Source organism: Acidimicrobiia bacterium, assembly GCA_036271555.1.
GTDB lineage: Bacteria > Actinomycetota > Acidimicrobiia > IMCC26256 > PALSA-610 > DATBAK01.
Genome location: DATBAK010000026.1, coordinates 1 through 13,707 on the forward strand (window position 1 = coordinate 1; position 13,707 = coordinate 13,707).

12 protein-coding genes are annotated in these 13,707 nt (G+C 69.7%); 2 read left to right on the forward strand and 10 right to left on the reverse strand.

Features of this window, described 5'->3' with window-relative positions; translation table 11 throughout:
• The 9 genes from VH914_07465 to VH914_07505 form a co-directional block, all read right to left on the reverse strand.
• Window positions 1-1,561, reverse strand: a 1,561-nt coding sequence (locus VH914_07465; GenBank protein ID HEX4491026.1) for a hypothetical protein, incomplete at its 3' end; no start/stop codon positions are given.
• Between the two features lie 59 nt (window positions 1,562-1,620).
• On the reverse strand, window positions 1,621-3,120 hold the full coding sequence (locus tag VH914_07470; GenBank protein HEX4491027.1) for a hypothetical protein: 1,500 nt from the start codon (window positions 3,118-3,120) through the stop codon (window positions 1,621-1,623).
• Window positions 3,121-3,148: 28 nt separating this feature from the next.
• Entirely contained in the window at window positions 3,149-4,060 is a 912-nt protein-coding gene (locus VH914_07475; protein HEX4491028.1) for a type II secretion system F family protein, read from the reverse strand.
• A 3-nt stretch (window positions 4,061-4,063) separates the two neighbouring features.
• Window positions 4,064-5,056 (reverse strand): type II secretion system F family protein, encoded by a 993-nt coding sequence (locus VH914_07480; protein HEX4491029.1) that lies wholly within the window; start codon window positions 5,054-5,056, stop codon window positions 4,064-4,066.
• Entirely contained in the window at window positions 5,053-6,408 is a 1,356-nt protein-coding gene (locus VH914_07485; GenBank protein HEX4491030.1) for a CpaF family protein, read from the reverse strand. The genes VH914_07480 and VH914_07485 overlap by 4 nt, the downstream gene beginning before the upstream one ends.
• The gene (locus tag VH914_07490) at window positions 6,405-7,550 is read right to left on the reverse strand and encodes a P-loop NTPase (GenBank protein ID HEX4491031.1); all 1,146 of its coding nucleotides are present in this window, start codon (window positions 7,548-7,550) and stop codon (window positions 6,405-6,407) included. Before VH914_07490 ends, VH914_07485 begins: the two co-directional genes overlap by 4 nt.
• Before the next feature lie 153 nt (window positions 7,551-7,703).
• Entirely contained in the window at window positions 7,704-8,558 is an 855-nt protein-coding gene (gene cpaB, locus VH914_07495) for a Flp pilus assembly protein CpaB (GenBank protein HEX4491032.1), read from the reverse strand.
• Between the two features lie 143 nt (window positions 8,559-8,701).
• The gene (gene rpsA, locus VH914_07500; GenBank protein HEX4491033.1) at window positions 8,702-10,006 is read right to left on the reverse strand and encodes a 30S ribosomal protein S1; all 1,305 of its coding nucleotides are present in this window, start codon (window positions 10,004-10,006) and stop codon (window positions 8,702-8,704) included.
• Window positions 10,007-10,318: 312 nt separating this feature from the next.
• Window positions 10,319-11,056 (reverse strand): class I SAM-dependent methyltransferase, encoded by a 738-nt coding sequence (locus VH914_07505; GenBank protein HEX4491034.1) that lies wholly within the window; start codon window positions 11,054-11,056, stop codon window positions 10,319-10,321.
• 142 nt (window positions 11,057-11,198) lie between these two features.
• Between VH914_07505 and VH914_07510 the strand changes: the two genes are divergently transcribed.
• The gene (locus tag VH914_07510) at window positions 11,199-11,630 is read left to right on the forward strand and encodes a VOC family protein (GenBank protein ID HEX4491035.1); all 432 of its coding nucleotides are present in this window, start codon (window positions 11,199-11,201) and stop codon (window positions 11,628-11,630) included.
• A 59-nt stretch (window positions 11,631-11,689) separates the two neighbouring features.
• The gene (locus tag VH914_07515) at window positions 11,690-12,670 is read left to right on the forward strand and encodes a chitinase (protein HEX4491036.1); all 981 of its coding nucleotides are present in this window, start codon (window positions 11,690-11,692) and stop codon (window positions 12,668-12,670) included.
• On the opposite strand, the gene VH914_07520 is transcribed toward VH914_07515, so the two are convergent.
• Entirely contained in the window at window positions 12,625-13,686 is a 1,062-nt protein-coding gene (locus VH914_07520) for a hypothetical protein (GenBank protein ID HEX4491037.1), read from the reverse strand. The two genes, VH914_07515 and VH914_07520, sit on opposite strands and share 46 nt — an antisense overlap.
• Window positions 13,687-13,707: the final 21 nt, after the last annotated feature.

Here is a 13,707-nt window from a genome sequence, read left to right on the forward strand (position 1 = left end):
GACCGATCGATTCGTCGCCCGAGTTCACGAACCACAGCGCGCCATCCGGCCCCGCGGTGATCGCGGTCGGCGCGTCGATCGTGGGATCGGCGACGAACGTGAACGCGCCGGCGGCCGTGACGCGACCGATCGTGTCGGTGCGCGTGCTCGCGAACCAGAGCGCGCCGTCGGATCCGAGCGCGATGCCGGTCGGCTCGCCGATCCCGTCGTCGGAGAACCGCGTGATGTGGCCGGCGGTCGTGATGCAACCGATCGAGTCGTCGCCCTGGTTCGTGAACCACAGCGCGCCGTCGGGACCGCTCGTGATCCCGACCGGATCGCTGACCTTCGCGCTCGAGAAGACCGTGATCGCGCCGGCGGTCGTGACCCGGTCGACCGCGTGCGTCGACGGGTCACTGTCGACGAACCAGAGCGCACCATCGGGACCGGTCGTGATCGCGCCGGGCCGAGCGACGTGTCCGTCGGTGAAATGGCGGGACGAGCCGTTGCGCATGATGCGCCCGACGCTGCCGTCGTTGCGGTTCGTGAACCAGACCGCGCCGTCGGGACCGGCCGTGATGCCCGCGGGATTCGTGACGTCGGGATCGGTGAAGAGCTTGAACTCGCCGACGGTCGTGACGCGGCCGACGGCGTTGAACGGGCTCGTGAACCACAGCGCGCCGTCGGTGCCGGCCGTGATCGCGCCGGGGTTCGCGAGCGCGTCGTGGAAGACGGTCAGGTCCCCGTCCGCATAACGCCCGATCTGGTTCCGACCGCCCGCGATCCAGAGTGCACCGTCGGGGCCGGTCGTGATGCCGCGCGGCTCGCTCAACGCGGGCGTCGTCACCAGGCTGACCGCGCCGGCCGTCGTGATCCGGCCGATACCGTTCGCGGTCGTGAACCACAGCGCGCCGTCGGGTCCACTCACGATGTCGCCCACCGGCTGGTTCAACCGGAAGCGCGTGAACGTTCCCGACGTCGTCATCCGACCGATCGGGAAGTTGCCCTGCTGCGTGAACCACAGCGCGCCGTCGGACCCCGCGGTGATGTGCTGCGGCCTGACAATGGAGTGATCGGCGAACACCGTCACCGCGCCGGCGGTCGTGATCCGGCCGATCGAGCGGCCCGTGGAGTTGGTGAACCACAGCGCGCCGTCCGACCCGCTCGTGATGCCGTGCGGCTGCTTGACGTCGCGCGACCTGAACTCCGAGACGTGGCCGCTCGTCGTCATCCGACCGATCGCGCTGCCGCCGTCGGTGAACCACAGCGCGCCGTCCGGACCGCTCGTGATGCCGGACCCGCCGCTGACGGGGTGTTGCGGCGAGCCCGTGAACATGCGCACCTTGCCGCGCGCGTCGATGCGGGCGATCGCGCCGCCGTTCGTGAACCACACGGCCCCGTCGGGTCCGCTCACGATGGCGCCGGGCAGGTTGATGCCGGGGACGAGCGTGATCCGATGTCCGCTGGGGACGCTCGCGGCGGACGCGCCCGTCGGCATCGGCGCGACGAGTGCGACCGCGAGCAACACGAAGACCGCCGCGACCAGGCGGGTGCCAGGCGCCGCGCGAACGTGCCTCGTCATCGTCTGCATCCACCGCCCCGGACCGCCGACGGGCAGCAGGCTATCCCGGCGTCGCGGGGCTACGACCCGGCCCGCACCCAGACGTCGGCACGGTCGTCGGTGTGCACGCGCTTCCAGTGCGACGACTCCGCGAGCAGCTGCGTGAGCGCGCGCTCCGGCGCCCAGACGATCACCTGCACGTGGTACTCGTCGAGCACCTTCTCCCAGTTCGGGTGGCCGTCGGCGACGTCGGTGTAGTCGTCGACGATGCGCTTCGGGAACATGTCGTAGCGATCGTCGAGGAAGATGCGCTGCTGCGGCCAGAAGCGGAGGATCGTGTAGCCGGCCCACGCGTCGGTCGTGAACAGTCGCTGACCGAGCAGGTCGTGCTGCTGCATGTACGTCATCGCCGCGACCGGATAGCTCGCAGTCTGGAAGTCGGGCTCGGCCGTCGCGCTCGCAACCGAGACGCCGAACAACGAGACGACGACGAGCAGCGCGACCGTTGCGAGCAACGAGCGGCCGTCGGCACGCCGACGCGTCGTCGCGAACGCGCGCGCCGCGACCGGCAGCGTGAAGAGCACCGCGAGCCCGATGTTGCGCTCGGCCCACAGCGCGAGCAGCACGAACGGAACGGCGACGAGCACGTCGCGACGCGTCGGCCGCTTCTCCGCGAGCGCGAGGGCGACGACGAGCACGACGAGCCACGCCGCGAACGCCATGCCGACGGGCGAACGGAAGTCCGGTGAGCGCCACTCGACCACCTGCGCGAGCACCTGGCCCCGACCCATCAGCTGGACCGGGAACATCAGCAAACCCGGCCCGTAGGGGTTGACGAGCGACACCGCGAGACCGACGAGCGTGCCCGTGACGAGCTGCCGCTCGCGGCCCTCCCACGGGCGCGCGCCGTCGAGCGCGCGGCCGACGACGTGGAGCCCGATGTAGACGACGCCGAGCGCGAAGCTGCCGTGCACGTTGGTCCAGAGCCAGAACACGACCGGCAACCAGAGCAGCGGTCGCTGTCCGACGCGCGACTCGGGCACCTCGACGATCCAGACGACCACGAGCGCGGCGACGAGACCGAACGCGAGCGGACGCTCCGAGAAGACGACCATCGTCGCGACATAGGCCACGACGGTGATGAGCCCGGCCCGAACGCGGTCACCCGTGAGCCGGCGCGCGAGGCGGTACGACAGCAGCGTGACCGCCGCGCCCGTGCACGCGATCAAGAGACGGATGCCGATCGCACCGACACTGCGGTCGAGCGCGCCGTACGCGATCTCCGCGAGCCACGACTGCGCGACCCAACGCGTACCCGGCGCGGTGAACGAGAAGATGTCGCCGCGCGGGATGCCGTGGTCGAGGATGTAACGACCCGTGCGCAGGTGCCAGAAGAACGAGTTGTCCGACAGCTGCCGGATGCCGACCCACCAGCCCGCCAGCGCGAACAGCACCGTGAAGACGAGCTCGAGGCCGGGACCGCGCCCCGTCGGCGCGTCGTCCGGACCGTCGCCGTCGACCGCGGCGGAACCGCCGTCGGGCGCCACGGTCGCGAGACCGCGCCGAAGCGGCGATTCCACCGTCGCGACGGGAGGAGTCATGGAGGGGTCAGATGTTCTTGCTGATCGAGATGAAGGCGGGGCCGAGCACCACGACGAACATCGCCGGGAAGATGCACAGGACCAGCGGGAAGAGCATCTTGATCGGAGCCTTCTGCGCGAGCTCCTGCGCGGCGAGACGGCGGCGGACGCGCATCTCGTCGGCCTGGGCCCGCAGGATGCGCGCGATCGACACACCGAACGTGTCGGCCTGGAGCATCGCGAGGACGAACGAGCGCAGCTCGGGGACCTCGGTGCGCTCGTCGAGCGCACGCAGCGCGTCGGCCCGGCTCGCACCGACCCGCGTCTCCTGCAGCATGCGCCGGAACTCCTCCGACAGCGGGCCGGGAACGGCCGCCGACGTGCGGTCGATCGCCTGCTCGAAGCCGAGACCGGCTTCGACCGAGATCACGAGGAGGTCGAGGATGTCGGGCAGCTTCTGCGCGATCTCCTTGCGACGGGCCTCGATCTTCCGGTCCAGCGACAGGTCCGGGAACATGAACGAGCCGCCCCAGAGGACCGCGACCGCGAACAGCGCGGGGATGCCCTTCAGCGCGAGGCCCATGTAGACGAGCGGGACCCACGCGATGCCGGACGTGATGCCGAGCACCTTGAAGATCAGCAGCCGGTCGACCTCGACACCCGGCGGGTTGCCGGCGAGCACGACCTTGTGCCGGAGGCCCTCGGTGTAGCCCACCGGTGTGAACCGGCGGATGAGTCCGAGCGTGCCGCTCGACAGCGGGTTGACGACGCGCGAGCCGAACGACTTCAGCATCTCCTGGTCACGCGCACCAGTGACCTGGTAGCCCTCGAGCCGGCGCAGCGACTCGCGGATCTGCGCGCGCTCGCCGAGGATCGCGCCGACCGCGAAGACGCCGAGCGCAACTGCGGCGACGGAGATCGCGACGATGACAGAAAGCATGGGTCAGACCTCGATCTTGACGATCCGTGCGAGCCAGAACCACCCGACGACCGACAGGATGCCGCCGCCCACAACGGCGACGATTCCGATCGTCTCCTGGAAGAGCAACTTCATGTAATCGGGCTGGAGCAGGAACAGCATCAGTGCGAACGCGGGCGGGAAGATGCTCAGCACGATCGCCGACATGCGGCCCTCCGCGGTGAGCGACTTCACCTCTCGGCGCAGGCGCTCGCGGTGCGTCATCGTGTCGGCGACGGTGTCGAGGAGCTCGGCCAGGTTTCCGCCGACCTCCCGCTGGATGCGGATCGCCATGACCGCCCACGCGAGGTCGCGACTGTTCATGCGGCGGGCCGCGTCGTCGAGCGCTTCCTCGACCGGACGGCCGAGGCGCGACTCCGTGAACGCACGCTGGAACTCGGTGCGCAGCGGCTCACTCGCCTCGTCGGCGACCGCTTCCAGGCCCTGCATGAACGAGAAGCCCGCGCGCATCGAGCCCGCGAGGAGGTTCAGCGTGTCGGGCAGCTGGGACTGGAACTTCTTGAGCCGCGAGCTGCTGCGACGCTTCAGCATCAGGAACGGCGCGGCCACGAGCGCGACCACGACGATGATCGCGAAGACCGGGCCTTCGAGGAACCACGCCAACGCCGCGGCGGCGATCGCGAACAGCGGTGCGTACACGAGGAACTCGGCGGGCCGCAGCGGCAGCTTCGCCTGCTCGAGCAGCTGCTCGACCTTCTCCATGACGTCGGCGCCGGCGAACTTCTCCGCCGCCTCCGCCGCCTGCTGGACGAGGTGCGAGCTGTCGCTCACGGGCTCGCCGGCCTCGGTGAAGCCCGTGGTCACGCTGTAGCCCGCGAGCCGGCGCTCGAGTCGCTTCTCGCGCTTCGTGAACACGAACGCGATCGTGACGATGACGCAGCCCGTCGCCGCGAACGCGAGCGCCGCGATGACGTACCGGCTCGCCGCCGATCCGATGAAATCTGCGAGGACGATCACCGCATCCCCACCACCTTCCGGGCAAAGGGCTGGAGTGTGAACAGCTCGGGCTCGAGGCGGATGCCATGGTCGGCGAGTCGCTCGGAGAACGTGGGACGGATGCCCGTCGACTTCAGGTGGCCGAGGAACTTGCCGTCGTCGTCGACGCCCATGCCGTAGTCGTAGAGGTACAGGTCCTGGAGCACGATGACGTCGCCCTCCATGCCCATGACCTCGCTGATGTAGGTGACGCGACGCGTGCCGTCCCGCAGTCGGGACAAGTGCACGACGAGGTCGAGCGCGGACGCGACCTGCTCCCGGATGGCGCGGATCGGCAGGTCCATGCCGGCCATCAGCGTCATCGTCTCGATACGGGCGAGCGTGTCGCGCGGGCTGTTCGAGTGGACGGTCGTGATCGATCCGTCGTGACCGGTGTTCATGGCCTGGAGCATGTCGAGCGTCTCCGCGCCACGAACCTCACCGACGACGATGCGGTCGGGCCGCATACGCAGCGCGTTGCGGACGAGGTCGCGGATCATGACCTGGCCGACGCCCTCGATGTTCGGAGGGCGCGACTCCAGCGAGAGAACGTGGTCCTGCTTGAGCTGGAGCTCCTTCGCGTCTTCGATCGTGACGATGCGCTCGTCGGTCGGGATGAACGACGACAGCACGTTGAGCATCGTCGTCTTACCAGTACCGGTACCCCCGCTCACCACGACGTTGAGGCGACCGCGCACGCACGCGTCGAGGAAGTGCGCCGACTGCGCGTTCAGCGTCTGGAAGTTGATGAGGTCACCGATCGTGTACGGGTCGGCGGCGAACTTCCGGATGGTGAGGAAGGGACCGCCGATCGACAGCGGGTGCACGACCGCGTTGACACGGGAGCCGTCGGGCAGACGGGCGTCGACCATCGGCGTCGACTCGTCGATGCGCCGGCCGACCTGGCTCACGATCTTGTCGATGATGCGCCGCAGGTGCGTCTCGTCGACGAAGCGCGTATCGGTCTTGACGAGCTTGCCCCGCTCTTCCACGTACACGGAGTCGGGGCCGTTCACCATGACCTCGGTGACGTCGTCCTGCTTGAGGTAGCGGTCGATCGGGCCGTAGCCGAGGACGTCGTCGGTGACGTCCTGGATGAGTGCGGCCTTCTCGCTCGCACCGAGCGCGACGCCCTCCTCCGTGAGCGCGTCCTGGAGCGTGTCCGCGACGCGACGGCGCATGTCGTGCTCCGCCATGCGCGAGTCGCCGAGCAGCGGTCCGAGCTGCTCGATCACGTACTGGTGGACCTTGCCGCGCAGCTCCTCGAGCTGTGCGGTGCGCGCCGAGGTCGGGCTCTTCTGGAAGTCCTGCCAGCGGGTGTACTGGTTGGTCATTGCCCGGAGGCCTCCTTGTCGGTACGCCGCCACGACCGGCGTCGGTGCTCCTGCTCGACCGGTTCTTCGGCCTCACGCACGTCGTTTCCGAGGATCGAGTCGGCGAGCAGGCCGAGGGCCAGCGCGGCCGGGGCCCGCGGCTTGTCGAGCACGACGGGGACACCGCGGTTGACGGCCTGGGGGACGGCGATGTCGGAGGGCACCCGGAACTGCACGGGGATCCCGATCGCGCGCTCCACGTCGGCGATGTCGAGGTTCACCTTCGAGCCGGACCGGTTCAGGATCAGGCGGAGCTTCGGCCCTGCGAGCGACAGCAGGCCCAGGGTCTGGATGCCGACCTTCAGGTTCTTGATGCTCGGGATGTCCATGCTCGCGACGAGGAGGACGTCGTCCGCCTCTTCGAGCAGCGCGAGCACGACGTCGTCGAAGTGGGGCGGCATGTCGACGATGACGTAGGCGCACGTCGCCCGCAGCATCCGGACGATGCCGAGCATCTGCTCGGGCGAGATGGAGTCCGCAGCGGACGGTTCGACCGGCGCGGGCAGGACGCGAAGCCCCGTTGCCGGGTGCGTCGCGAGGAACGAGTCCATGAGTGACGTGTCGGCCTGGTCGATCGCGGCCGCGGCGTCGATCGTCGTGTGCGTCGGCGGTACACCGAGCAACACGGCGACGTCGCCGAACTGGAGGTCGCCGTCGACGATCACGACCTGCTTCGGGGAACGTGCGGCGAGTGCGACCGCGAGGTTCGTCGCGGTGACGCTCTTGCCGACACCGCCCTTCGTCGAGAACGTGACGATGACGCGGCCCGGCTCGGCGGCGATGCCCGCGCTCTGCGTGCGTTCGTTCGCGAGCGAGTCTCCGACGCGCTCGATCGCGCTCCGCAGCGCGGCGTCGTCCGTGTCGAGCGACAGCGCGTCACGGACGCCGGCACGCAGCGCGTGCTGGAGCAGTGAGAGGGAGAGCTCCTGGCAGACGAGCACGACCCCCATCTCGGGGTGCTGGCGCGAGAGACGCTGCGCCTGCGCGAGCCCCGTGTCGTTCGCCAGTCCGGGACCGAACACGACCACGGTCGGCCGGTTCCCGTCGAGCGTCGCGACCAGGGACTCGATCGTGTCCGCGACGGTCGCTCCGGTCGAGGCCAACTGAATCGTCAGCCTCGTCCGGAAACGCTCGTCGGGCTCGACTGCTGCCACTCGGTATCGCAACGGCTTGTTCATGTCGCTCCGACTGCTCCCGCTCCCCATCGTCGTCCCGTCAATTGATCGGCTGTTCGGTTCCGGCGCTGTAACGCCGGCTCAGTGCGAGCCGTGGAAGCCGTCGACCACGCTGAGGTGCTGGTCGAACAGGTTCCAGGTCTCGACGACCTCGGCCGGCGGCGTGAACTTGCTCGGGTCGACACCCGGCGCGTCCAGCGTCAGGTAGAAGCTGCCCAGCGACACGCCCTGCGCGATCTGCTCGGCCTGGCGGGGCGTCACCTCGAGGGTGATGAGACCCGAGTTGCCCGTGGCCGCGGTGCTCGAGGCGGCCGGCGCGCCGGCGGCCTGGTCACTCGTCGTGAGGCCGACCGCGGTGTTCGAGGCCGGCGCGCTGTTCGCGGTCGTCGAACCGACGGCCATGACCTTCACGCTCGGCACGAGGTACGCGGTGGTACGCGCCGCCTCACCCGAGGTCCCGCCCTGCTGGGCGGTCACCGCACCCGACCACAGCACGTTCACCGTGTCGCCCGGCTGCACGAAGCCCCCGACACCATGCGTGGAGTCGACGGTGATCGTGATCGCCTGCATGCCCTTCGGCACGTTCGCCGAGAAGCCGCTCACCTGCTGGGGCAGCACGAACGAGTCGCCCACGATGAACTGGCCCCTGGCGATCGACGACGTCGCGATCTTGTTCGTCAGGTCGGACGCGTTCTGCACGACCGTCGGCGGCAGCACGCCACGCGCGATGGCCTTGGTGGAGATCAGCCCGCCGTTGAGTGCCTGTGCCGCCGTCGTGCCCTTGGAGATGTCGCCCTTGGCGACGAGCACGTTGACGGTCTGCACGTTCTTCTCGGCACGAGTGTCCGCCTTGTGGGCGTACTCGTAGGACAGGTAGGCCGCCGCTCCCGCCAGCACGACTGCGGCGACCGCGACGAGCACACGCCAGTTCTTCACGCCATTCCCCTTACCTCGGCCCGGGATCACTTGCCGGATTCACTGGCATTGATCGACCGGCGCGAGCCGAAGTTCACGGTTTCGCCCACGGAGAGGCGCGCGGAACCGCAGATGGGGGCGACCGAGGGCCGCGGTGAAGGGTGCTAAGCGGGCGTTTCGCCCCCGGCGTCGGCGTCGTCGGCGGCATCGGTGGTGTCGGGAGCCGCGGCGGCCGCTTCCGGAGCCTCGCCGTCCGTGGCCTCGCCCTCGGTGGCCTCGCCACCCTCTGCGGCGGCGGCCTCGGCGGCCTCGGCCTCGTAGTCGGGTCCGATGTAGTTGCCGGCTTCGTCGTAGTTGTGCTCGCCGTACATCTCGCGGTACTCGGCGGCGACGGTGCCACCCTCCGCGGCCTGCTTGATGGAGAGCGAGATGCGGCGGCGCTCGAGGTCGACGTCGATGATCTTCACCCACAGCTCCTCGCCGGGGGTGACGACCTGCTCGGGCGCCTCGACGTGGTGGATCGCCATCTCGGAGATGTGGACGAGACCCTCGATGCCCTCGCCGACCTGGACGAAGGCGCCGAACGGCACGAGCTTGGTGACCCGGCCGTACACGAGCTCGCCGACCTCGTGGCCGCCCGCGAACTCCTGCCACGGGTCCTGCTGCGTCGCCTTGAGCGAGAGCGAGATGCGCTCGCGGTCGAGGTCGACATCGAGCACCTGCACGGTGACCTCGTCGCCGACCTGCACGACCGAGCTCGGGTGGTCGACGTGCTTCCACGAGAGCTCGGACACATGCACGAGTCCGTCCATGCCGCCGAGGTCGACGAACGCACCGAAGTTCACGACCGACGACACCACACCGCTGCGGACCTCGCCCGGCTTCAGGTTGGTGAGGAACTCGTCGCGCTGCTCGCGCTGCGTCTCTTCGAGATACGCGCGCCGGCTGAGCACGACGTTGTTGCGGTTCTTGTCGAGCTCGATGATCTTGGCCTCGAGCGTCTTGCCGACGAACGGGTGCAGATCGCGCACGCGCCGCAGGTCGACGAGCGACGCGGGAAGGAACCCGCGCAGGCCGATGTCGAGGATCAGGCCGCCCTTGACGACCTCGATCACGGGACCGGAGACGACGCCTTCGCTCTCCTTGATCGCCTCGATCGTTCCCCACGCGCGCTCGTACTGCGCGCGCTTCTTCGAGAGGATGAGCCGGCCGTCCTTGTCTTCCTTGGTGAGGACGAGCGCCTCGAGCTCCTCGTCGAGCGTGACCACCTCGTGCGGGTCGACGTCGTTGCGGATCGAGAGCTCACGCGAGGGGATGACGCCCTCGGACTTGTAGCCGATGTCGAGCAGCACCTCGTCGCTGTCGATCTTGACGACCCGGCCCTTCACGATGTCGCCGTCGTCGAACGCGACGATCGTCGCGTCGATCGCGTCGGACAGCGACTGCCCGTCGAGATCGTCGAAGACGATGGAAGTGAGGCCCTCGGCCTCGACTTCGGGCTCCTCCGGCTCCGCCGTGGCCACCGCGGTGGCGGCGCCCGGGGACTCGGGTGGTGCATCCGACGCCGAAGCGTCGGGGGTCGACTGGTTCTCGAGGTCCGACAACGGTGATCCTGCTCGCTCAAATGGGAGGTGCGCCCGGCGGGCGCGACAGCCAAACCGCGGCGGCGCCGCGGCCCGGGCAGGTTACTTGGCGGTCCCCGTCTCCGACAGTGGTGGCGACACGGTCGCATGCTTGCTCGCCGCGGCATCGCGCCTCGACGGGGTCCCGGGGCCGAACGCTCACCTGATCCGACGGCTCGCGACCAGCAGGATCTCGGGATCCTCGAGGGTCGGCGGGTTGTCTCCGTAGCGGCCGGGCGCGACGCCGGACACGTGGTCGACGGTGAGGCCCGCGGCGGTCGCCATCAGGCGCAGCTCACGGGGAGTGAAGCAGGTCGTCCAGAGGTCGAACGCCTGCTCGTGCCCGTGTTGGTCGCGCAGCGTCGCCCGTTCGTGGTTCACGCCGGTCGCGGGATCGAAGCGCTCGGTGTCCTCCAGGAACCTGACGGCGAACGCGACGTGGAACGCCGTGAGCGCGAGCCGGCCACCGGGCTTCAGGGCCCGTGCGAACCGTCGGAGCAGATCGACGTCCTCCCTGCCGCCGAGCAGACCGAACCCGCCCTGACACAGACAGATGACCGCGTCGAACTCCGCGCGCTTGTCGAGCGCGCGCACGTCGGCGCGTTCGAAGCGTGCGTTCGTGAGCTGCGCGTGTTGCGCGGCCTGCCGTGCGAGCGCGACGAACTCGTCGGAGTGATCGATGCCGACGACCTCGATGCCGCGACGCGCGAGCGCGAGTGCGTGGCGACCGGGACCACAGCCGAGGTCGAGCACGCGATCGCCTTCGTGCAGCGCGAGCCGCGCGACGAGATGGTCGACTTCCTGCTCCGTCCCGTACGTGAACGCGTTGCGCAGGTACGCGGGGCCGAGGAAGCGCGCCAGCGCGTCGAACCACGCGTCGTCCGGCGGCTCGGGCATCTCCGACACGCGGCGAACGCTACCGAAGGCGATGCTCGAACCGGATGCCGTTCAATGCCCGATCGCGATACGGAGGGGCATCCAAGCGCGAGGCGCCTCCGAGGCGAGACTCTCGAGGTCGGTTCCGACTAGGGAGGTCGTGATGAGCGACAGCAACACGGAGATGGTGGCGGCGCACTTCATCGTCTCGGACGATGTCGAGCGGTCCCGCCGCTTCTACAGCGACGTGCTGGGCGGCAAGACCGTGATCTCCGGCGAGTCGGGAGACGACGTGACCTACGTCGCGCTCGCGAACACCTGGGTCATCATCAACGTCGGCGGCGGTCCGACGGACGACAAGCCGACCGTCACGCTCGAGCCGCCGCGCGACCCGGATCGCGTGAGCAGCTTCCTCAACATTCGGGTCGCCGACATCCACGCCGTGTACGCCGAGTGGAAGGCGCGCGGCGCGCAGTTCCTGACCGAGCCGAAGCAGCACGAGACCGAGCTCCGCTGCTACATCCGGGACCCCGACGGCTACATCATCGAAGTCGGCCAGACCACCCTGCCGCGAGGTTGGCGTCCGCCGGCGTGAGCGCGATCGCCCTGGGGTGCGACGGGCGGGTGACGGCGGGCGCGCGCGACCATCTCCGCATGCTGGGGCGGGGCAAGGGCCGGAAGGCGGGCGCGGGCGTGGCCGTGCTCGCGTTGGTGACGATCGGGACCGCCGGTGCGGGCGTCCCCGCGCACGCGGCGTCGGGCGGCACCACGGTGGCGCCCTACGTCGACATGGCGGGGCCGAACCCGAGCGCGCTCGACGACGCGATCACGAAGGACGGGCTGACCGACTTCACCGCCGCGTTCGTGATCGCCAAGGGCTGCACGCCGACGTGGGACGACGGAACGAAGGTCGCGACGAACGCCGCGTTCGCGGATCGGATACAAACCGCTCGCGACGAAGGCGCGGAGCCCATCGTGTCGTTCGGCGGCCAGGCCGGGAAGGATCTCGCCCGCACGTGCACCGACCAGGCCAAGGTCACGGCGGGCTACCAAGCGGTGATCCACCAGTTCGGCGTGAACCGCGTCGACTTCGACGTCGAGGGCAAGGCGCTCAAGGACACGGCCGGACTCGCGCGCCGCTTCGTCGCGATCCACGCGCTCGAGGCTGCGAACCCCGGGCTGGTCGTGTCGGCGACGCTGCCCGTCGGACCCTCAGGGCTGCTCGAGACCGGTGTGCAGTTCCTGCACCGGGCGCACGACGCGGACGTTCGCCTCGACCTCGTGAACATCATGGCGATGGACTACGGCGACGCGCGCGACATGGGCGCGGCCGCGATCAGCGCGGCACGGGGCGCGCGCACCCAACTCGATGCCGTCTGGCCCGCCGACACCTACGCCAACCTCGGCGTGACGCCGATGATCGGGGTGAACGACACCGCGGTCGAGGTGTTCAGCATGAAGAACGCGAACACGCTCGTGCGCTTCGCGCGTCAGAACGGCCTCGGCCGGCTCGGGTTCTGGTCGATCGACCGCGATCAGAAGTGCAAGCCGCCGAAGCAGAAGGCGCGCGCCGACTGCTCGGGCGTGGCTCAGAAGCCGGGCGCGTTCGCCGAGACCTTCGCGTCGGCGGGCTGATCCGCGTCCGCGTCCGACGACGACGAGTCGCGTCGGCTGCACGCGGCGATGACGAGCAGCACCTGCACGGGCGCGAGGATGCGGAACGCCTCACCCGGATAGCGCAACACGTTCGCGCCGTAACAGAGCGAGAGTGCGGCGAGCGCAACCGCGCCGTGCGTGATCGGGTACAGCCACTTGCCCTGGATCACGAGCAACGCGACCAGTGCGACCGTTGCGAACGCGACCAGCACCGACCACTTCTGACTCGCTGCCAGCGGGCCCGTCAACGTGCGATACCACGCGACGAACGGCAGCGCGAACGCGTCGCGCCTCGTCGACGCGGGATCGGTGAGCGGGAAGTGCCCGATGCGCACGCGTACCCACACGGTCCACGCCGCGTACGGCAGCAGGACGAGTGACCACGAGCGCACGGCCGCCCAGCGCCGTCGCTTCCAGTCGCGCCACGCCAGTGGGATGAACGCGACGATCATCTGCTCGCGCGTGAGGATCGCGAGCGCGGCGGCGAAGCGCGCCGGTCGACCGCGCCCTTCGCGCTCGCAGAGGTACGCGAACAACATGAGCGCGGCGGCCATCGGTTCGGAGACGATCTCGGGGACCGCGAACCACAAGAGCATCCACGGCAGGGCGAGGATCCAGAGTGCGAGCCGCGGCCGGCGACCGCCTCGGCGCAGGTGCTCCGCGGCCAGCGCGACCCACGCGCCGAACGACGCGACGAATACGGCCGCGAGCGTGCCGCGCGCTGCCGCCGGCCGGCCGAGCGCGAGCACCCACGCGACGATCGGAAAGCCGATGCGGCCGTATCGGTACGCGACACCCTGCACGAGTGCTTGCCCGGCGTAGTGCGCGCCGTTGCCGAACGGGTTCTGCGCGACGCCGAGGAACTGCGGCGCGTCGCTCGGCCGGTAGACGCTCTGCCAGTGCGACACGACGACGGCGAGCACGACCGCAGCCGCGACGGCCGCGACGGTCCAGCACTCCCGCGCGACGCGCGGCAGGCGGTGTCTCACCGGCATGCCTCTCTATCGGCAACCCGT

Coding starts and splice junctions, on each gene's coding strand:
- VH914_07475 (HEX4491028.1), bottom strand. CDS start 4,060: ATGCTTTCTGTCATCGTCGCGATCTCCGTCGCCGCAGTTGCGCTCGGC.
- VH914_07485 (HEX4491030.1), bottom strand. CDS start 6,408: ATGACCAACCAGTACACCCGCTGGCAGGACTTCCAGAAGAGCCCGACC.
- VH914_07505 (HEX4491034.1), bottom strand. CDS start 11,056: ATGCCCGAGCCGCCGGACGACGCGTGGTTCGACGCGCTGGCGCGCTTC.
- VH914_07510 (HEX4491035.1), top strand. CDS start 11,199: ATGAGCGACAGCAACACGGAGATGGTGGCGGCGCACTTCATCGTCTCG.
- VH914_07515 (HEX4491036.1), top strand. CDS start 11,690: ATGCTGGGGCGGGGCAAGGGCCGGAAGGCGGGCGCGGGCGTGGCCGTG.
- VH914_07520 (HEX4491037.1), bottom strand. CDS start 13,686: ATGCCGGTGAGACACCGCCTGCCGCGCGTCGCGCGGGAGTGCTGGACC.